The organism is Streptomyces akebiae (assembly GCF_019599145.1).
Lineage (GTDB): Bacteria > Actinomycetota > Actinomycetes > Streptomycetales > Streptomycetaceae > Streptomyces > Streptomyces akebiae.
Genome location: NZ_CP080647.1, coordinates 6822365 through 6841583 on the forward strand (window position 1 = coordinate 6822365; position 19219 = coordinate 6841583).

The window sequence follows — 19219 nt, forward strand, 5'->3', positions numbered from 1 at the left end:
TAGGTCTTCCGGGAGGCGTCGGTGCGTGTTCGTACGGTCGTTCTCGGTGGAAAGTGACTGCCCGCCGCCCCTTACCAACCGGCCGACCTCGCTCTACCCTGATCACCACTCGATAGTTACTCGCGAGTTAAACAACAGCCGCTTTGAGCCAGCCGCACAGTCCGTGAGCCAGCTGTACTGTCGCGTGCCCCGGAGGATGTCGTGAGCGACACACAGACCCTGATCGAGAACCGTCCGCCCTCGGTGGCGGCCCTCTTCCTCGAGCGCGTGGCGGCCACGCCCGACGGCGAGGCCTATCGGTACCCGGTGCCACCGGCCTCCGGGGAGGGGCCCTCCGGCTGGAAGTCGCTGAGCTGGGCACAGTCGGCCGAACGGGTCTACGCCGTCGCGGCCGGACTGATCGAGCTGGGCGTGCAGCCGGAGCAGCGGGTCGCCCTCGCCTCGTCGACGCGCATCGAGTGGATTCTCGCCGACCTCGGCATCATGTGCGCGGGTGCCGCCACCACGACCGTATATCCGCAGACCAACGCCGAGGAGTCCGCGTACATCCTCGCGGATTCCTCCAGCCGGGTCCTCATCGCCGAGGACGCCGCCCAGCTCGCCAAGGCCCGGGAGAAGAAGGCCGAGCTGCCCGAGCTGACGCACGTCGTCGTCATCGACACCGAGGGCGCGGACCTCTCGGAGGACTGGGTCCTCTCCCTGGCCGAGCTGGAGAAGCGCGGCGCCGCGTACCTGGAGAAGAAGCCCGACCTGATCAAGGAGAAGGTCGGCGCGATCACCAAGGACCAGCTCGCCACGCTCATCTACACCTCCGGCACCACCGGGCGCCCCAAGGGGGTCCGGCTGCCGCACGACAACTGGGCGTACATGGCGAAGGCGATCGCCGCGACCGGGCTGGTCAGCGCCGAGGACGTGCAGTACCTGTGGCTGCCACTCGCGCACGTGTTCGGCAAGGTGCTCACCAGCGGTCAGATCGAGGTCGGGCACGTCACCGCCGTCGACGGCCGGATCGACAAGATCATCGAGAACCTTCCGGTGGTGCAGCCGACGTACATGGCGGCCGTGCCGCGCATCTTCGAGAAGGTCTACAACGGCGTCGTCGCCAAGGCCCGCGCGGGCGGCCCGGCCAAGTACAAGATCTTCCAGTGGGCGGCCGGCGTCTCCCGCGAGTACGCCAAGGTCAGCCAGGACAACTTCCGCCGCACCGGCACCGCCTCGGTGCCGTTCACGCTCGGCGCGAAGCACAAGGTCGCCGACGCGCTGGTGTACGCCAAGCTCCGCGAGGCGTTCGGCGGCCGGCTGCGGGCGTGTGTCTCCGGGTCGGTCGCGCTGGCGCCCGAGATCGGGTTCTTCTTCGCCGGTGCCGGCATCCACATCCTTGAGGGCTACGGCCTCACGGAGACCTCGGCCGCGTCCTTCGTGAACCCCGGAGAGGCGTACCGCACCGGTACGGTCGGCAAGCCGCTGCCCGGCTGCGAGGTGCGGATCGCGGACGACGGCGAGATCCTGCTGCGCGGGCCCGGTGTGATGGAGGGGTACCACGGCCTGCCGGAGAAGACGGCGGAGGTGCTGGAGGCCGACGGGTGGTTCCACACCGGTGACATCGGGGAGCTGTCGCCCGACGGGTACCTGCGGATCACCGACCGGAAGAAGGACCTGTTCAAGACCTCCGGCGGCAAGTACATCGCGCCGACCGAGATCGAGGGGCGGTTCAAGTCGCTGTGCCCCTTCACCTCCAACGTCATGGTGATCGGCGCGGACCGGAACTTCTGCACCGCGCTCATCGCCCTCGACGAGCTGTCCCTCCAGGGGTGGGCCGCGGAGAACGGGCTGGCCGGGAAGTCGTACGAGGAGATCATCGCAGCGCCGGCGACGGTGGAGATGGTCGACGGGTACGTCAAGCAGCTCAACGAGGGGTTGCAGCGGTGGCAGACGATCAAGAAGTTCCGGTTGCTGCCGCGGGATCTCGATGTCGAGCACGGTGAGCTCACGCCGAGCCTGAAGTTGAAGCGGCCGGTGGTGGAGAAGGAGTACCAGCACCTCATCGACGAGATGTACGCCGGTGCGCGCGAGGCGTAGCGCCTGACGCAGGGGGTGGTGGGGACTGCTCGGCGGCTGCGGGATCGTCGTGGCTTGTCGGCAGTTCCCCGCGCCCCTGAGGTCAGCTGCTGCGGTCCCTCGTCACCAGGGCTCGGAGGTCCTGCAGCTGTATTCGGACCTCCGGCAGGTCCGGGGTCGCCTGGGTCAGTTGTTTCTCCAGGGCCGCCAGGCGGGCGTCGACCTGTTCCGCGTGCTCCCGTCGGCTCGTCAGCAGGGTCTCCAGCTGTCGGGTCTTGCGGTGCAGGTCCAGGAAGACGCTGACCTTCGCCCGTAACACCCAGGGGTCGAACGGTTTGGTGAGGTAGTCGGCGGCGCCGGTGGCGTAGCCGCGGAAGGCGTAGCCGGCGTCGGTGTCCGTGCCGGTGAGGAAGATGATCGGGACGTCCTTGGTCTGGTCGAGGCGCTTGATGTGGGCGGCGGTCTCGAAGCCGTCCATGCCGGGCATCCGGATGTCGAGGAGGACGACCGCGAAGCGGTGCCGCAGCAGGGCCTTCATCGCCTCTTCGCCCGAACGGGCGCGGACCAGCGGCTCGTTGAGGGATGCCAGGACGGCCTCCAGGGCGAGCAGGTTGTCCTCCATGTCGTCGACGAGGAGGATGCCCGCGCCCGCGTCGGTCCGGTCCTGAGGGGTCATGGTGAGGGTGCCTCGTTCTCTTCGGTGCGTTTCTCGGGGGACGGCTCGGCGCTCTCCGGGGCCCTGGGGGTTTCCGGGTCCAGGACCGCGCAGACGACCGTGAGCAGTTGGTCGACGTCCACCGGCTTCGGTACGTAGTCGTTGGCGCCGCGGGCGATGGACTTCTCGCGGTCGCCGGGCATGGCCTTGGCGGTGAGTGCGACGATCGGCAGGCCCGCCCAGCGGGGCGTGCGGCGGATGGCGGAGATCGTCTCGTAGCCGTCCATCTCCGGCATCATGATGTCCATCAGGACGAGTTCGACGTCCGGGTTGCGCTCCAGGGTCTCGATGCCCTCGCGGCCGTTCTCCGCGTACAGCACGGGCATGCCGACCCGGCCCAGGACATGGGTGAGCGCGAAGACGTTGCGGATGTCGTCGTCGACGATCAGCACCCGGCGGCCCGGCAGGACCTGGCCCGCACGGCCCACCTTCCACGCCTCCAGCTTGGTGGGCGCCGGCCAGGAGTCGTCGCTGTCGTGCGCGTCGCCGTCGTAAGCGGCCGGGTACGGCTCGGTGGTCAGCTGCTCGGGGACGAGGCTGCCGTGCTCCTCGACCACCGGGCCCGTCACCCCGTGGCCCGGGCTGAAGACCGGGACGTACAGCGTGAAGGTCGAGCCCTTGCCGGGGACGCTCTCCGCGACGATGCGGCCGCCGAGCAGGCCGGCGATCTCGCGGCTGATGGACAGGCCGAGGCCGGTGCCGCCGTACTTGCGGTTGGTGGTGCCGTCGGCCTGCTGGAACGCCTCGAAGATCACCGGGAGTTTCTCGGCCGCGATGCCGATGCCGGTGTCCGAGACGACGAAGGCGATCACCTCGTCGTGGTCCTCGCGGGTGTGACGGTGGTCGGGGTCCTTGACGCGACCGACGGTCAGCTCGACCCGGCCGGACGCGGTGAACTTGATCGCGTTCGACAGGAGGTTGCGCAGGATCTGCTGGAGGCGCTGCTCGTCCGAGTACATCTCGCGGGGGACGTCCTCGCCGACCGTGACATCGAAGGCGAGGCCCCGGTCGAGCGTGAGGGGCCGGAACGTGGCGTGGACGTAGTCCAGGAGCTTGATCAGCGGGAGACGCTTCGGGCGTACGTCCATCCGGCCCGCCTCGATCTTCGAGAGGTCGAGGATGTCGTTGATCAACTGCAGCAGATCCGACCCCGAGCGGTGGATCGTCGTCGCGAACTGCACTTCCTGGTCGGTGAGATGGCCGTCCGGGTTGTCGGAGAGCAGCCGCGCCAGGATCAGCAGGGAGTTCAGCGGGGTGCGCAGTTCATGGGACATGTTCGCCAGGAACTCCGACTTGTACTGCGAGGAGGTGGCCAACAGTGCCGCCTTCTCCTCCAGTTCGGCATTCGAGCGCTGCAACTCCGCCTGCTGCATCTGCAGTTCGTCGGAGCGCTCCTGGAGTTGCCTGGCGAGGCGCTGGGACTCGCCGAGGAGGGACTCCGTACGGGAGTTGGCGATGATGGTGTTGATGGCGACACCGATGGTGTTCACGAACTGGTCGAAGAACGCCAGGTGGACGTCGGAGAAGCGGGAGAAGGACGCCAGCTCGATCACCCCGAGGAGCTTGTCCTCGAAGAGGATCGGGATGATCACCACACTGGACGGCGAGGCCTCGCCGAGACCACTGTTGATCTTGATGTAGCCCGGTGGGGCCTCCTCCACCAGGATCCGTTTCTTCTCGCGGGCCGCCTGTGCGACGAGACCGTGCACGGGCAGTCCACCGGTCTCGACGGTCGCGCCCTGCGCCGCGCCGTAGCCCGCGATGAAGGCGAGGCCCTTGGTGGGCGCCACCGGGAGCGGGGCCGTGCCGTCCTCGTCGGGGTCGGCCAGGTAGAAGGCGCCGTACTGGGCGTTCACCAGCGGGGTCAGCTCGCGCAGGATCAGGTCGGCGACCTCCATCAGGTCGCGGTGGCCCTGCATCAGGGCGGCGAGCCGGGCGAGGTTGGACTCCAGCCAGTCCTTCGCGCGGGTGGTCTCGCGGAGGTTGGCCACCATCAGGTTGATGTTGTCCTTCAGCTCGGCGACCTCGCCGCGCGCCTCCACCGTGATCGACCGGGACATGTCGCCCTGGGCCACGGCCGAGGCGACCTCGGCGATCGCGCGGACCTGGGTGGTCAGGTTCAGGGCGAGTTCGTTGACGTTCGTCGTCAGGCGCTTCCAGGTGCCGTAGACGCCCTCGACCCGTGCCTGGCCGCCGAGTTGGCCCTCGGAGCCGACCTCGCGGGCGACCCGGGTGACCTCGGACGAGAAGGAGGAGAGCGTGTCGACCATCGTGTTGATGGCGGTCTTCAGCTCCAGGATCTCGCCGCGCGCGTCCACGTCGATCTTCTTGGAGAGGTCGCCGTTCGCCACCGCCGTGGTCACCTGGGCGATGTTCCTGACCTGGGACGTCAGGTTGTCCGCCATGTAGTTGACGTTGTCCGTGAGGTCCCGCCACACACCGGACACGCCCAGCACCTGGGCCCGGCCGCCGAGCGCGCCGTCGGTGCCGACCTCGCGGGCCACCCTCGTCACCTCGTCGGCGAAGGCCCGCAGCTGCTCCACCATCGTGTTGACGGTGTCCTTCAGTTCGAGGATCTCGCCGCGCGCGTCGACGGTGATCTTCTTGGAGAGGTCGCCGTTGGCGACGGCGGTGGTGACCTGCGCGATGTTGCGGACCTGCGACGTCAGGTTCAGGGCCATGAAGTTGACGTTGTCGGTGAGGTCCTTCCAGACGCCGGAGACGCCCCGCACCTGCGCCTGGCCGCCGAGGTTGCCCTCGGTGCCGACCTCGCGGGCGACGCGGGTGACCTCGTCGGCGAAGGCGGAGAGCTGGTCGACCATCGTGTTGATCGTCGACTTCAGCTCCAGGATCTCGCCCTTGGCCTCGACCGTGATCTTCTTGCCGAGGTCTCCCTGCGCGACGGCCGTGGAGACGAGGGCGATGTTCCTGACCTGGGACGTCAGGTTGTCTGCCATGAAGTTGACGTTGTCGGTGAGGTCCTTCCAGACGCCGGAGACGCCCCGCACCTGGGCCCGGCCGCCGAGGTTGCCCTCGGTGCCGACCTCGCGGGCGACGCGGGTGACCTCGTCGGCGAAGGCGGAGAGCTGGTCGACCATCGTGTTGATCGTCGACTTCAGCTCCAGGATCTCGCCCTGCGCGTCGACCGTGATCTTCTGGCTGAGGTCGCCGTTGGCGACGGCGGTGGTGACCTGGGCGATGTTGCGGACCTGGGAGGTCAGGTTCGACGCCATGAAGTTGACGTTGTCGGTGAGGTCCTTCCAGACGCCGGAGACGCCCCGCACCTGGGCCCGGCCGCCGAGCTGCCCTTCGGTGCCGACCTCGCGGGCGACGCGGGTGACCTCGTCGGCGAAGGCGGACAGCTGATCGACCATCGTGTTCACGGTGAGCTTCAGTTCGAGCAACTCGCCGGTCGCCTCGACCGTCACCGTACGGGTGAGGTCGCCGCGCGCCACCGACGTGGTCACCAGGGCGATGTCCCGCACCTGAGCGGTCAGCCGGGAGGCCATGGTGTTGACCGCCTCGGTCACGTCCCGCCAACTCCCGGACAGGCCCCTGACCTTGGCCCGGCCGCCGAGACGCCCCTCGGTGCCGACCTCGCGGGCCACCCGGGTCACTTCGCCGGTGAACAAGGACAACTGGTCGACCATCTTGTTCACCGCACGGCCCAACCGCCTGAGGTCACCCCGGAGTTGACGGTTGCCGTCGTGCAGGTCGACCCGCTGGGTGAGGTCGCCGCCGGCCACCGCGTCCAGGACCCGCGTGGCGTTGGCCGCCGGGGCGACCAGGGCGTCCAGCGTCTGGTTCACGTCGTCGACCCGTGTCGCCCAGGCCCCCTGGCCCGGGCTGGCCGACAGTCGCTCGTCGAGGCGCCCGTGCCGGACCAACTCACGCCGTACACGCTGCACTTCGCTGCCGAAGTGGGTGCTGCGGTCGATGATCTGGTTGAAGAGGGCGCACAGCTCCGCCACCGGGGCGGGGCCCGACTCCGGGACCTTCGTGAAGCTGCCGTCGCGGGCTGCGGTCATGGCGGCGGTCAGCGCGCGGAGATCGGATGCCCGGATCAGAACGTCCGTTTGGCTGTCTTTTTGACCGTCTCGGAGCACCCGCGTAGCACTGTTCTCACTCATGGTGGCCCACTTCGGTAACTCGGCGCTTATGGGCGTGGTCAGTCTGTCACTCTGTCCGTGCCGCCTGAGGCCTATTCGTCCGAACTTTCTCAGGGAGCCGCTCAGTGGGGGCCATTCCGACGCAACGGGAGACCGTGTCTTGTGCGCCCGATGCGCCCGCGCGCGTCGGGGCCGACTCGCTGTCTGCCGGATCCGCGTACGCGGGCGCGGACCGGCGCGCGGTGGCGCATGTGTCGCTGCCCGGGGGGCCGCCCGCGCCGGGAGCCGCCCGGCGCTTCCTCGGTACCGCGCTCGCGGAGTGGGCCGAGCTCGGTCTCCCGGGCGCCACGGCCCTCTCCGCCCGCCTGGAGGAGGACGCCCTCGTGGTCGTCAGTGAGCTGGTCACCAACGCGGTCGTCCACGCGGGAACGGACGTCGAGCTGATGTGCCGCCTGGAGCGCGACGACCCGACCTCCGCCGGATGGCTGCTCGTGGAGGTCTCGGACCACCATCCCTCCAGGGCGGTACGGGACGAGGGCACCGAACGCCCCTACCTCGTCGAACGGCCTTACGGGGCCGCCGAGTACGGACGCGGCCTGCGCCTCGTCGCGGCGCTCTCGGAAGCCTGGGGGATCACCTACCGGACCGGCACGAAGACCGTCTGGGCCCGGCTGTCGGTCGACGGGGCGATGGCGGTGGAGGACGCGTTCGCGGCGTACGGCGATGACGTGACCGGCGTAGGGGTCGCGGGAGCCGTCGGAGCTGAGGGGGGCCCAGGAGGCGAGGCGGTCGAGGAGGTTGAGGAGGTTGAGGGGCGTGCGGACTGGCGTGCGCTGGCGTACGCCGGCGACGAGGAGGTGTGGGGAGTTCGCGGTGCGCTGGCGTACGCCGGGGTGGAAGAGACGCAGGCATCCGGGGGTGCGCGGGCGTACGCCGGTCGCGTCGGATACCGCGACGCAGGAGTCCCCGAGCAGGGCACGGACCCGGTCGATCTGGTCGCGCCCGTGCCCCGGCGTGGTGGGGAGCGCGACCGGGAGTGGTTGAACCGGGGCGCGCTGTCCTTCCTCGCCGAGGCGTCCGATCTGCTCGCCGGCCAGCTCGACGAGGACCTGGTCGCCGCGCTCGCCGGTCAGCTGCTGGTGCCGAGGCTGGCCGACTGGTGCGCGGTGTGGCTGGAGGACGAGGGGCTGGGCTGGCGCGGCGGCGACGGTTCGCTCGGCCCGGCACCACGGCTCGCCCGCGTCTGGCACGGCAGCGAGAACCGCATCGAGGAACTGCGCCGGGCCCTGGAGAAGAACCCACCGCGACTGCCCGAGTCGGTGCGGTCGAGGGCGGTACCCGTGCCGTGGCCGGAGCCGGACGAGGAGGACCGCCCGGCCGGAACGGGCGTCGGCGGGCCGGGGCAGGACGCCGGGTCGGTCCAGGAGGGCGGGTCGGTCCGGGACGGCCTCGGCGCGTCGGCGGAGTCGGGCGTGGGCGGGCCCGCGGAGGCGGGCAGTGACCCATCGACGGGGAGCTGTGGCAGCGGGCCCGCGCGGAGGGAGGACGGCGGGCCGGAGCAGGCGAAGGGGGACCTGCCGGCAGGGCCGCGTGGCGGTGAGCCGGCGGGGAGGCGTGGCAGTGGGCCGGCGGGGACGGACGTCGGCCTCCGGACGCGGGAGCGCGGCGGCGGCCAGGTCGGGGAGCGCGGCAGCGGTTCGGTCGGAGGGCGCGGCGGCGGTTCGGTCGGGGAGCGTGACGGGGAGGCGGCCCGGGAGCGTGACGGGGAGGCGGCGCGGCAGTCTGAAGGCTGGACGGCGCGGGAGTCTGCAGGCTGGGCGGCGCGGGAGTCTGAAGGCTGGGCGGCGCGGGAGTCTGCAGGCTGGGCGGCGCGGGAGCGCGAAGGCGGGGCCGCGCTTGCCTATCGGCTGATCGCCGGGGGGCGCCCGCTCGGGACGCTCGTCATCGGGCGGGCCGGGCTGCTCCGTTTCCCGGACGAGGTGACCGGGCTGGTGGAGGACCTGAGCCGGCGCATCGCGCTGTCGATCGGTGCGGCCCGCCAGTACGCACGCCAGGCGACCATCAGCCGCGTGCTCCAGCGCGGCCTGCTGCCGGGCGCGGTCGCCGAGATCCCCGGCGTGTCGAGCGCACTGGTGTACGAGCCGTGCGACAAGGGCGGACCCAGCGGCGACTTCTACGACCTGTTCCCCGCCGGCCGGGGCCGCTGGTGCTTCGCGATCGGTGACGTCCAGGGCAAGGGCCCCGAGGCGGCCGTGGTCATCGGTCTCGCCCGGCCCTGGCTGCGGCTGCTCGCCCGCGAGGGCTACGGCGTGGCGGACGTGCTCGACCGCCTCAACCAGCTCCTCCTCGACGACGCGACCGAGGCCGCCGACGCCGCCGCCCGCGCCCTGGTCACCGCCGGCGACCCCGCTCTCGTCGACCCCGACGGTCCCCAGACCCGCTTCCTCTCCCTCCTCTACGGCGAACTCGTCCCCGTCCCCGGCGGCGTCCGCTGCACCCTCGCCTCCGCCGGTCACCCGCTGCCCCTGCTCCTCGGCCCGGACGGCGCCGTCCGGACCGTGGCCGAGCCGCAGACGCTGCTCGGGGTGATCGAGGACACCGAGTACGTCTCCGAGACGTTCGAGCTGCGCTGCGGCGACACCCTGCTCTGCGTGACCGACGGGGTCACCGAGCGCCGCAGCGGCCCGCGCATGTTCGACGACGGGGACGGCCTCGCCACCGCGCTCTCCGGCTGCGCCGGCCTCGACGCCCAGCTGATCGCCGAACGCATCCGCCGACTCGTCCACGAGTTCGGGGAAGGGCCACCCGACGACGATCTGGCGCTGCTGGTGCTGCGGGCAGAGTAGGGCGAACCGCGCGGGCGGAGTAGGGGCGGACTGCGGGCGGAGCAGGGGCGGACCGAGGCGGAACGAGGACCGGCGCCGTTGCTGGACAATGGAAGGCATGCCTTCCGCACTCCCCGACGGTGAGCCCGTCCCCGACGACGGGGCGCTGCCCGCGCACGCCCTGGCCGACGCGGCCGAGCGCCCCCTCGGGTTCTATCTCCACGTCCCGTACTGCGCGACCCGCTGCGGCTACTGCGACTTCAACACCTACACCGCCACCGAGCTGCGCGGCACCGGCGGCGTCCTCGCCTCCCGCGACAACTACGCGGACACGGTCGTCGACGAGATCCGCCTCGCCCGCAAGGTCCTCGGCGCCGACCCGCGCCCCGTCCGTACGGTCTTCGTCGGCGGCGGAACGCCGACCCTGTTGGCCGCCGACGACCTCGTACGGATGCTGGGGGCGATCCGGGAGGAGTTCGGTCTCGCGGACGACGCGGAGGTGACCACCGAGGCGAACCCGGAGTCGGTCGACCCCGCCTACCTGGAGACGCTGCGCGCGGGCGGCTTCAACCGCCTGTCGTTCGGGATGCAGAGCGCCCGGCAGCACGTGCTGAAGATCCTCGACCGTACGCACACACCGGGGCGCCCCGAGCGTTGCGTCGCGGAGGCGCGCGCCGCCGGCTTCGACCACGTCAACCTCGACCTGATCTACGGCACGCCCGGCGAGTCGGACGACGACTGGCGGGCCTCCCTGGACGCCGCGCTCGGCGCCGGGCCGGACCACATCTCGGCGTACGCGCTGATCGTCGAGGAGGGCACGCAGCTGGCGCGGCGCATCCGGCGGGGCGAGGTGCCGATGACCGACGACGACGTGCACGCCGACCGCTACCTCATCGCCGAGGAGACGCTCTCGGCCGCCGGGTTCGACTGGTACGAGGTCTCCAACTGGGCCACGTCCGACGCCGGGCGGTGCCTCCACAACGAGCTGTACTGGCGGGGCGCCGACTGGTGGGGCGCGGGACCGGGCGCCCACAGCCACGTCGGCGGCGTGCGCTGGTGGAACGTCAAGCACCCCGGCGCGTACGCGGGCGCGCTGGCGGCGGGGAAGTCGCCGGGCGCCGGGCGTGAACTATTGGCGGACGAGGACCGCCGCGTCGAGCGCATCCTGCTGGAGCTGCGGCTGCGGGAGGGGTGCCCGCTGTCCTTGCTGCGCGAGGCAGGCCTCGCGGCCGCCGAGCGCGCGCTCTCCGACGGGCTGCTGGAGGCGGGGCCGTACGAGGAGGGGCGCGCGGTGCTGACGCTGCGGGGGCGGTTGCTGGCGGACGCGGTGGTGCGGGATCTGGTGGACTGATCACTCGGGTGGGTGAATCCCTGCGCAACAGGGGTTCGGTACCTAATCTGGTTCATAGGCTGCCGCTAAAAGTACGCGGCGGATGTGGAGGGCCACGGAGATGACCGCTGTGGACGAGCGCGGAATGACCAAGTACTTCGAGGAGCTTGAGCCTCCCGAGGGCGTCAAGGTCGAGCTCCTCCGGGGGGAAATCGTGATGATGGCTGCTCCCGATCTGGTGCACAACCGGATCGTGGCGGACGTGCAGGACCAGATCCCGCGTAAGCGCTGGGAACGGCTCCAGACGACGGATGTCGACATCATCGGCGAAGCCAGCGAGCCCATTCCGGACCTGCTCGTGATGGAACGCGGGGTGGCTCCGGCCTCGGGGAATCTGGTTCCCTCTCAGTTGGCCACCTTGGTGGTCGAGGTGGTCTCGAAAACGAGTGTCGACCGGGACTACGGCGTCAAGCGATCTATCTACGCGGCAGGCAAGATCCCCGCTTATCTGATCGTCGACCCCATTGTGGCGCACTGCGTTCTCTTGACCGACCCGGTAGGAGAGGGGGACCAAGCTGACTACCGTGGACAGTGGATCACCAAGTTCGGTGATCCGGTGGTGCTCGAATCGCTCGACCTGAAGCTGGACACGAGCGAGTTCGGGACGGTCACCGGGGTGAGGCTTCACCGGCTGCCGTGACGAAGTCGATCAACTCCTCCACCCTCCCCAGCAACTCCGGCTCCAGATCCCTGTAGGAGCCGACCCGCGCCAGAATCGCCTGCCACACCGCCCCCGTGTTCTCCGCGGGCCACCCCAGCGCCCGGCACACCCCCGTCTTCCAGTCCTGCCCGCGCGGCACGCGCGGCCACGCCGCGATGCCCACCGACGACGGCTTCACCGCCTCCCAGATGTCGATGTACGGGTGACCCACGACGAGCGCGTGCTCGCTGGTCACCGACGCGGCGATGCGTGACTCCTTGCTGCCCGGGACCAGATGGTCGACCAGGACGCCGAGACGGGCGTCCGGCCCGGGTGCGAACTCCGCGACGATCGCGGGCAGGTCGTCCACACCCTCCAGGTACTCCACCACCACGCCCTCGATGCGCAGATCGTCGCCCCAGACCTTCTCGACGAGTTCCGCGTCGTGGCGGCCCTCGACATAGATGCGGCCCGCCCGGGCCACGCGCGCGCGGGCGCCCGGGACGGCCACCGAGCCGGAAGCCGTGCGGGACGGGCGGGCGGGGGCCGACGACGCGGGGCGGACCAGCGTCACCACCCGCCCCTCCAGCAGGAACCCCCGCGGCTCCAGCGGGAACACCCGGTGCTTGCCGAAGCGGTCCTCCAGCGTCACCGTGCCCGCCTCGCAGCGGACGACCGCGCCGCAGAAGCCGGTGGTGGGCTCCTCGACGACCAGTCCGGGGTCGGCCGGGACCTCGGGGGCCGGCTTGGGCTTCTTCCAGGGAGGGGTCAGGTCGGGTGAGTACTGGCGCATTCGGATGACGATAGGAGAAGCGGCGCCCGGATGCTCCGTACTCAGCCCGACACGCCGAAGCGCCGGGCCAGGGCGTCGCGTTGGGCCCGCACGAAGGCCGCGTCCACCACCGCCCCGTGGCCGGGCACGTACAGCGCGTCCTCGCCGCCGAGGGCCAGCAGACGGTCCAGCGCGTCCGGCCAGCGGGACGGGACGGCGTCGGGGCCGGCCTGGGGGTCACCGGACTCCTCGACCAGGTCCCCGCAGAAGACGACCTCCGGAGAACCGGCCGACTCCCCGGTGCCCGGTGTGCCCGGGACGAGGACCACCAGATCGTGTGCGGTGTGTCCCGGCCCCACGTTCGCCAGCAGCACCTGACGGCCGCCGCCCAGGTCGAGCGTCCACTCGCCGGAGACCTGGTGTCGGGGAAGGACGAGGAGGTCGGCGGCCTCGGTGGCGTCCGCCGGGGGCAGACCGTGGTGCACGGCGTCCGCGCGGAGGACGTCGCGGTCACGGGTCAGGACGCCGTCGACGCCCACCGCGCCGAAGACCTCCACGCCGGCGAACGCGGCCGCCCCGAAGACATGGTCGAAGTGGGGGTGGGTGAGCGCGAGATGCGTCACACGGGCGCCACCGAGCAGCTGCCACGCCTCGGCGCGCAACCGCGCGCCTTCCCGCAGGCTGGAACCCGCGTCGATCATGAGGGCCGCACCGTCCCCGGCCACCAGTCCGACCGTGCAGTCCCAGCCGGGAAGGCGGCACCGTCCGACGCGTGGCGTCAATCCCTGCCACCCGCACTCTTCCCAAGTCACCGTCATGCCCCGACGCTAGCTGTAGCGCGGCGTCAGCCGGTGAAGGAGGGGGCGGGGGCAGGCCGTGGAGAGGGCCCGTCGTGAGGGCTTCCGGGGTCGCCATGGGCGGGCCGAGGGGCGGTGTGGTCGCCCGCGTGCTCGCCGGTCGGCGGACCCCGGCCGACCGCGCCCGTCGTCGCGTACCCGTCGGTAGGAAGCGCGCCGACAGGGGACCCGGCGACGGCCGGGCAGGGGCCCGACATCGCCGGACAGGTCGGTACACGTCGGCATGACATGGCTGGACCGGCCTTGCCGGGGGCGTACCCCACCGCCGTACACTGGGCGGGGAGTGTTGGCACTCGCCCGCGGTGAGTGCCAAGGGGGAGTCACGGAAGAGCGAGCTGGAGGTGTGCGCGATGCTCAGTGAACGCAGGCTCCAGGTGCTGCGCGCCATCGTCCAGGACTACGTGGGCACCGAGGAGCCGGTCGGTTCCAAGGCGCTCACGGAGCGGCACAACCTCGGGGTCTCCCCGGCGACCGTCCGCAACGACATGGCGGCGCTGGAGGACGAGGGCTTCATCGCCCAGCCCCACACCAGCGCGGGCCGCATCCCCACCGACAAGGGGTACCGGCTCTTCGTCGACAAGCTGGCGGGCGTCAAGCCGATGACCCCGCCCGAGCGGCGCGCCATCCAGAACTTCCTGGACGGCGCGGTCGACCTCGACGACGTGGTGGCGCGGACCGTGCGGCTGCTGGCGCAGCTCACGCGGCAGGTCGCCGTCGTGCAGTATCCGTCGCTCACACGCTCGACGGTGCGGCACGTGGAGCTGCTGTCGCTGGCCCCCGCCCGGCTGATGCTCGTGCTGATCACGGACACCGGACGGGTGGAGCAGCGGCTGGTGGACTGCCCGGCGCCCTTCGGGGAAACGTCACTCGCGGATCTGCGCGCCCGCCTCAACAGCAAGGTCGCGGGCCGCCGGTTCACCGATGTGCCGAGGCTGGTCGAGGACCTGCCGGAGGCGTTCGACGTCGAGGACCGGGGCACGGTCGCCACGGTGCTCTCCACCTTGCTGGAGGCACTCGTCGAGGAGAGCGAGGAGCGGCTGATGATCGGCGGTACCGCCAATCTCACCCGCTTCGGACATGACTTCCCCCTCACCATCCGGCCCGTTCTGGAAGCCTTGGAGGAGCAGGTCGTCCTTCTCAAGTTGCTTGGCGAGGCCGGGGATTCGGGCATGACCGTACGCATCGGTCATGAGAACGCGTATGAGGGACTCAACTCCACGTCCGTCGTCTCCGTCGGTTACGGTTCGGGCGGCGAGGCAGTAGCGAAACTGGGCGTGGTCGGACCTACGCGCATGGACTATCCGGGAACGATGGGAGCGGTACGAGCGGTGGCACGGTACGTCGGACAGATCCTGGCGGAGTCTTAAGTGGCCACGGACTACTACGCCGTGCTCGGCGTGCGCCGCGACGCGTCTCAGGACGAGATCAAGAAGGCGTTCCGGAGGCTCGCGCGCGAGCTGCACCCGGACGTCAATCCCGATCCGAAGACACAGGAGCGGTTCAAGGAGATCAACGCCGCCTACGAGGTGTTGTCGGACCCGCAGAAGAAGCAGGTCTACGACCTCGGCGGCGACCCGCTGTCCCAGGCGGGCGGCGGAGGCGCGGGCGGCTTCGGCGCCGGTGGCTTCGGGAACTTCTCGGACATCATGGACGCGTTCTTCGGTACGGCGTCCCAGCGCGGCCCCCGGTCGCGTACGCGCCGCGGTCAGGACGCGATGATCCGGCTGGAGATCGACCTCGACGAGGCGGCCTTCGGTACGACGAAGGACATCCAGGTCGACACCGCCATCGTCTGCGCGACGTGCAGCGGCGAGGGCGCGGCCCCGGGGACGACCGCCCAGACCTGTGACATGTGTCGCGGTCGTGGTGAGGTCTCCCAGGTCACGCGTTCCTTCCTCGGCCAGGTCATGACCTCCCGGCCCTGCCCGCAGTGCCAGGGCTTCGGCACGATCGTCCCCAACCCGTGCCCCGAGTGCGCGGGCGACGGACGGGTGCGGTCGCGGCGGACGCTCACGGTCAAGATCCCGGCCGGTGTCGACAACGGCACGCGCATCCAGCTCGCCGGTGAGGGCGAGGTCGGGCCCGGCGGCGGTCCCGCCGGTGACCTCTACGTCGAGATCCACGAGCTGCCGCACCCGATGTTCCAGCGGCGCGGCGACGATCTGCACTGCACGGTGACGATCCCGATGACGGCGGCGTCGCTCGGTACGAAGGTGCCGCTGGAGACGCTGGACGGGCTGGAGGAGGTCGACATCCGGCCCGGGACGCAGTCCGGGCAGTCGATCCCGCTGCACGGGCGCGGTGTCACGCATCTGCGGGGCGGCGGGCGGGGCGACCTGATCGTCCACGTCGAGGTCCAGACGCCGACGAAGCTGGACCCCGAGCAGGAGGGGCTGCTGCGGCAGCTGGCCGCGCTGCGGGGTGAGGAGCGGCCCACGGGGCAGTTCCAGCCCGGGCAGCAGGGGCTGTTCTCCCGGTTGAAGGACGCGTTCAACGGGCGGTGACCGTAGTTCGTTCGGCTGCGGGCGCGTGGGGCTCCTCGCACAGCTCCCCGCGCCCCTGAAAGATCAGGCCCCTGCGGGCCTGAAAGATCAGCCACCCGCGGCCTGAAGGCGACCGGCTGCGCCCCTGAAAGCACGGGGCGCAGCCCCGGCTTTTCAGGGGCGCGGGGAACTGCGCGGCCCGCCCCCACGCACCCGCACCCGATCGACTAGCGTCCGCCCCCGATTCGGCTCCACCCGGAGGCCGTGGCACCATGCCGTCATGTCCTCCGCACTGACCGATCTCGTCCCGCTCCCGATCGTGCAGGCCCCGATGGCGGGCGGTGTGTCCGTGCCGCGGCTGGCCGCCGCCGTGTCCGAGGCCGGCGGGCTGGGGTTCCTCGCCGCCGGGTACAAGACGGCCGACGGGATGTACCAGGAGATCAAGGCGCTCCGGGCGCTCACCTCACGCCCCTTCGGCGTGAACCTCTTCATGCCGCAGCCGGAGCACCCCGGTGCGAGCACCGGCTCCACCGGAGTGGCTGACGCCGCGCCCCCCGCTGCCGCCGCCGTCGAGGTCTACGCGGAGCAGCTCGCCGGTGAGGCCACCTGGTACGACGCCGAGCTGGGCGACCCGGACAGCGGACGCGACGACGGTTACGAGGCCAAGCTCGCCGTGCTGCTCGACAACCCGGTGCCCGTGGTGTCGTTCCACTTCGGCTGCCCGACGCCCGAGGTCGTCGACGCCCTCGCCCGCAAGGGCACCCTCACCCTGGTCACCGCGACCTCGGCGGAGGAGGCGCAGGCCGTGGAGCGGTCCGGGGCCCACGCCGTGATCGTCCAGGGCGTCGAGGCCGGCGGCCACCAGGGCACCCACCGGGACGACCCCGAGCGGGACCGCGCCGGCATCGGTCTGCTCTCGCTCGTCGCCCAGGTCCGCGAAGCCGTGGCGCTGCCGATGGTCGCGGCCGGCGGCATCATGCGCGGCAGCCAGATCGCCGCCCTCCTCACGGCGGGCGTGAGCGCGGCCCAGCTCGGCACGGCGTTCCTCGCGACCGCCGAGTCCGGCGCGCACGCCGTGCACAAGCAGGCCCTCACCGACCCCCTCTTCGTCCGCACCGAGCTGACCCGGGCCTTCTCCGGCCGTCCGGCCCGGGGCCTGGTCAACCGGTTCCTGCGCGAGCACGGCCCGTACGCGCCCGTCGCCTATCCGGAGGTCCACCACCTCACCTCGCCGCTGCGCAAGGCCGCCGCGAAGGCCGGGGACGCGCAGGGCATGGCGCTCTGGGCCGGGCAGGGGCACCGGATGGCCCGGGACATGCCGGCCGGGGAACTGGTCGAGGTGCTGGCCGCCGAGATCGCCGCCGCACAGGCCGAGCAGGCCGCGGCGCGGGTCGGCGGCCCGGCCGCGGGGCTGGGCGGCGGACGGACCGGGAACGAGGGGCGATGACCGCACCGGTGTTCGTGGTCGACTCGCTGGACCTGCCGGACGGCTGCGGCGGCGAGCTCGTCCTCGACGGACCCGAGGGCCGGCACGCCGTCTCCGTGAAGCGGCTGCGGGCCGGTGAGGACGTGGTCCTCACGGACGGGCGCGGCCGCTGGGCCGAGGGGATCGTCAAGGCCGCCGAGGGCAAGGACCGGCTCGTGGTCATGGACCTGGAGACCGTGCACGAGCAGCCCGCGGCGCAGCCCCGGATCACCGTCGTCCAGGCGCTGCCCAAGGGCGACCGGGGCGAGCTGGCCGTCGAGACCATGACCGAGGTCGGTATCGACGCGATCGTGCCCTGGGCCGCCTCCCGCTGCATCACCCAATGGAAGGGCGAGCGGGGGCAGAAGGCCCTCGCCAAGTGGCGGGCCACCGCCCGCGAGGCGGGCAAGCAGTCCCGCCGGGTGCGGTTCCCCGAGGTCGCCGACGCGGCCACGGGCAAGCAGGTCGCGGAGCTGCTGGCGAAGGCCGACTTCGCCGCGGTCCTGCACGAGAGCGGCGACGAGACACTGGCCACGGCCGAGCTGCCGACGGCCGGGGAGATCGTGCTCGTCGTGGGGCCCGAGGGGGGCGTGTCGCCGGAGGAGCTGGCGCTCTTCGGCGAGGCGGGCGCGGGGGCGTACCGACTCGGGCCCAGTGTGCTGCGTACATCGACCGCCGGGACGGCGGCCGGGGCGTTGCTGCTGGGCCGAACCGGACGCTGGTCCTGACCGCCACCCGGTCCCGACCGGCGTCCCCGACCCTCCGAGGGAGCATCGTGGAACTCGCCCAAGTAAGGCTGCTCGTCTCCGACTTCACCGTCTGCTACCGCTTCTACGCCGATGTGCTCGGGCTGAAGCCGCAGTCCGGGGCGGTCGACGGGCCGTACGAGAAGTTCAGCCCGGCCGTCGGGTCCGCGGGGATCGCCCTCCAGGACCGGGCGATGATGGCCGAGGTGCTCGGGGAACTGGCCGACGCGGCGAACGGGCACCGGTCACTGGTCGTCCTGCGGGTCGACGACCTCGACGCGTACTGCGAGCCGGATCACCTCGTTCGGCGTGCGGCTCCTGCACGGGCCCGCACGTATGACCGACCGTATGCGGGTGGCCCATCTCAAGGATCCCGAGGGGAACTTGGTCGAGCTGCAGGAATGGCTGCTGATGAGCGGCTGACGTCCCCGCCCGTGTCCCCCGATCGGCGGCGGCTTGGCCGCATGCGGTCTTCCGTGCCGCCGCGGGCGGTGGCAGGCTGCCATGCATGGGGGCATGGAGGCGTGTCGAGGCGTACCGGACGGGCGGGCGTCGGCTCCTGCTGGGAGCCGGGCTCGGCATCTGCGCGGTCGCCGCTCTGGTGGCCTGTGAGGGCGGCGGGCTCAACACCGGCGCGGTCGCGTTCACCACGGACCAGCTCGCCACCAAGGAGCTGGAGCGGGAGGGCCTCGACGTCCAGTGGCTCAACTGCACGGCGTCGTACGACAGCGACGGCGGGGGCGGGCAGGGTGACGACAAGAAGTCCGGCGCGCCGTCCGCGTCCGTGAACACCGTCGCGAACGTCGACTGCACCGGCGAGGACAAGGAAGGCCGGGACATCGAGGTCACCGGGAAGGTGACCAAAGAGGTCAACGGCAGGTGCGTACGCGGGGACCTGACCGCGAAGGTCGACGGCAAGGAGTGGTTCCACGTCGAGGGGCTCGGCAACTGCGACGCCCCGGCCCCGACGCCGAGCGCCGGACAGCCGGACCCCGACCGGCCGGGGCCGACCGCGACGGTCACCGTCACCCAGACCATCTGGTGCCAGAAGGACCCGGCGTGCGTGCCCGAGGGCAAGTGAGGCCCGGCCCGGGGCAACGCTGACCCGGTGCGAGGGACATGATCCAAACCCCTCCCCATCAGACCGAACGCTGCATAA

General features: G+C 71.4%; 13 protein-coding genes and 1 pseudogene. 10 read left to right on the forward strand and 4 right to left on the reverse strand.

Annotation, left to right across the window (positions count from 1 at the left end; all coding sequences use genetic code 11):
- Positions 1-201 precede the first annotated feature (201 nt).
- Positions 202-2079 (forward strand): AMP-dependent synthetase/ligase, encoded by a 1878-nt coding sequence (locus K1J60_RS29420; RefSeq protein WP_220648827.1) that lies wholly within the window; start codon positions 202-204, stop codon positions 2077-2079.
- Positions 2080-2161: 82 nt separating this feature from the next.
- Here K1J60_RS29420 and K1J60_RS29425 read toward each other — a convergent pair whose 3' ends face one another.
- Positions 2162-2734, reverse strand: coding sequence for a response regulator (locus tag K1J60_RS29425; protein WP_220648828.1), 573 nt, complete (start codon positions 2732-2734; stop codon positions 2162-2164).
- Positions 2731-6903 (reverse strand): HAMP domain-containing protein, encoded by a 4173-nt coding sequence (locus K1J60_RS29430; protein ID WP_259407970.1) that lies wholly within the window; start codon positions 6901-6903, stop codon positions 2731-2733. Before K1J60_RS29430 ends, K1J60_RS29425 begins: the two co-directional genes overlap by 4 nt.
- A gap of 104 nt (positions 6904-7007) precedes the next feature.
- Here K1J60_RS29430 and K1J60_RS46115 point away from each other — a divergent pair, with 104 nt between their 5' ends.
- The 3 genes from K1J60_RS46115 to K1J60_RS29455 all read left to right on the forward strand — a co-directional run bounded on the left by K1J60_RS46115 (position 7008) and on the right by K1J60_RS29455 (position 11737).
- On the forward strand, positions 7008-9728 hold the full coding sequence (locus K1J60_RS46115) for a SpoIIE family protein phosphatase (protein WP_259407971.1): 2721 nt from the start codon (positions 7008-7010) through the stop codon (positions 9726-9728).
- 97 nt (positions 9729-9825) lie between these two features.
- Positions 9826-11058 (forward strand): radical SAM family heme chaperone HemW, encoded by a 1233-nt coding sequence (gene hemW / locus K1J60_RS29450; protein ID WP_220648830.1) that lies wholly within the window; start codon positions 9826-9828, stop codon positions 11056-11058.
- 100 nt (positions 11059-11158) lie between these two features.
- Positions 11159-11737, forward strand: coding sequence for a Uma2 family endonuclease (locus K1J60_RS29455; RefSeq protein WP_259407972.1), 579 nt, complete (start codon positions 11159-11161; stop codon positions 11735-11737).
- Here the strand turns inward: K1J60_RS29455 and K1J60_RS29460 are convergent.
- Both K1J60_RS29460 and K1J60_RS29465 read right to left on the reverse strand, forming a co-directional pair.
- Positions 11706-12530 (reverse strand): DUF3097 domain-containing protein, encoded by an 825-nt coding sequence (locus K1J60_RS29460; RefSeq protein WP_220648832.1) that lies wholly within the window; start codon positions 12528-12530, stop codon positions 11706-11708. The genes K1J60_RS29455 and K1J60_RS29460 overlap by 32 nt on opposite strands.
- A 41-nt stretch (positions 12531-12571) precedes the next feature.
- Positions 12572-13327, reverse strand: a complete 756-nt coding sequence (locus K1J60_RS29465; protein ID WP_220648833.1) for an MBL fold metallo-hydrolase — start codon at positions 13325-13327, stop codon at positions 12572-12574.
- Positions 13328-13716: 389 nt separating this feature from the next.
- On the opposite strand from K1J60_RS29465, the gene hrcA reads away from it, so the two are divergent.
- The 6 genes and pseudogenes from hrcA (at position 13717) to K1J60_RS29490 (ending at position 19141) form a co-directional block, all read left to right on the forward strand.
- Positions 13717-14733, forward strand: a complete 1017-nt coding sequence (hrcA, locus tag K1J60_RS29470; protein ID WP_184894198.1) for a heat-inducible transcriptional repressor HrcA — start codon at positions 13717-13719, stop codon at positions 14731-14733.
- Positions 14734-15870, forward strand: a complete 1137-nt coding sequence (gene dnaJ / locus K1J60_RS29475) for a molecular chaperone DnaJ (RefSeq protein WP_220648834.1) — start codon at positions 14734-14736, stop codon at positions 15868-15870.
- 259 nt (positions 15871-16129) lie between these two features.
- Entirely contained in the window at positions 16130-17296 is a 1167-nt protein-coding gene (locus K1J60_RS29480) for a nitronate monooxygenase (protein ID WP_220648835.1), read from the forward strand.
- Entirely contained in the window at positions 17293-18042 is a 750-nt protein-coding gene (locus tag K1J60_RS29485; RefSeq protein ID WP_220648836.1) for a 16S rRNA (uracil(1498)-N(3))-methyltransferase, read from the forward strand. The genes K1J60_RS29480 and K1J60_RS29485 overlap by 4 nt, the downstream gene beginning before the upstream one ends.
- Before the next feature lie 47 nt (positions 18043-18089).
- A pseudogene (locus tag K1J60_RS46120) lies at positions 18090-18483 on the forward strand (VOC family protein).
- A gap of 85 nt (positions 18484-18568) precedes the next feature.
- Complete coding sequence (locus tag K1J60_RS29490; RefSeq protein WP_259407973.1) at positions 18569-19141, forward strand: hypothetical protein; 573 nt, start codon at positions 18569-18571, stop codon at positions 19139-19141.
- Positions 19142-19219 lie beyond the last annotated feature (78 nt).

Excerpts from the sequence above, each read along its gene's own strand:
- K1J60_RS29425 (WP_220648828.1), bottom strand. The coding sequence starts at position 2,734 with ATGACCCCTCAGGACCGGACCGACGCGGGCGCGGGCATCCTCCTCGTC.
- K1J60_RS29430 (WP_259407970.1), bottom strand. The coding sequence starts at position 6,903 with ATGAGTGAGAACAGTGCTACGCGGGTGCTCCGAGACGGTCAAAAAGAC.
- hemW (WP_220648830.1), top strand. The coding sequence starts at position 9,826 with ATGCCTTCCGCACTCCCCGACGGTGAGCCCGTCCCCGACGACGGGGCG.
- K1J60_RS29455 (WP_259407972.1), top strand. The coding sequence starts at position 11,159 with ATGACCGCTGTGGACGAGCGCGGAATGACCAAGTACTTCGAGGAGCTT.
- K1J60_RS29460 (WP_220648832.1), bottom strand. The coding sequence starts at position 12,530 with ATGCGCCAGTACTCACCCGACCTGACCCCTCCCTGGAAGAAGCCCAAG.
- K1J60_RS29465 (WP_220648833.1), bottom strand. The coding sequence starts at position 13,327 with ATGACGGTGACTTGGGAAGAGTGCGGGTGGCAGGGATTGACGCCACGC.
- hrcA (WP_184894198.1), top strand. The coding sequence starts at position 13,717 with ATGCTCAGTGAACGCAGGCTCCAGGTGCTGCGCGCCATCGTCCAGGAC.
- K1J60_RS29480 (WP_220648835.1), top strand. The coding sequence starts at position 16,130 with ATGTCCTCCGCACTGACCGATCTCGTCCCGCTCCCGATCGTGCAGGCC.
- K1J60_RS29485 (WP_220648836.1), top strand. The coding sequence starts at position 17,293 with ATGACCGCACCGGTGTTCGTGGTCGACTCGCTGGACCTGCCGGACGGC.
- K1J60_RS29490 (WP_259407973.1), top strand. The coding sequence starts at position 18,569 with ATGGGGGCATGGAGGCGTGTCGAGGCGTACCGGACGGGCGGGCGTCGG.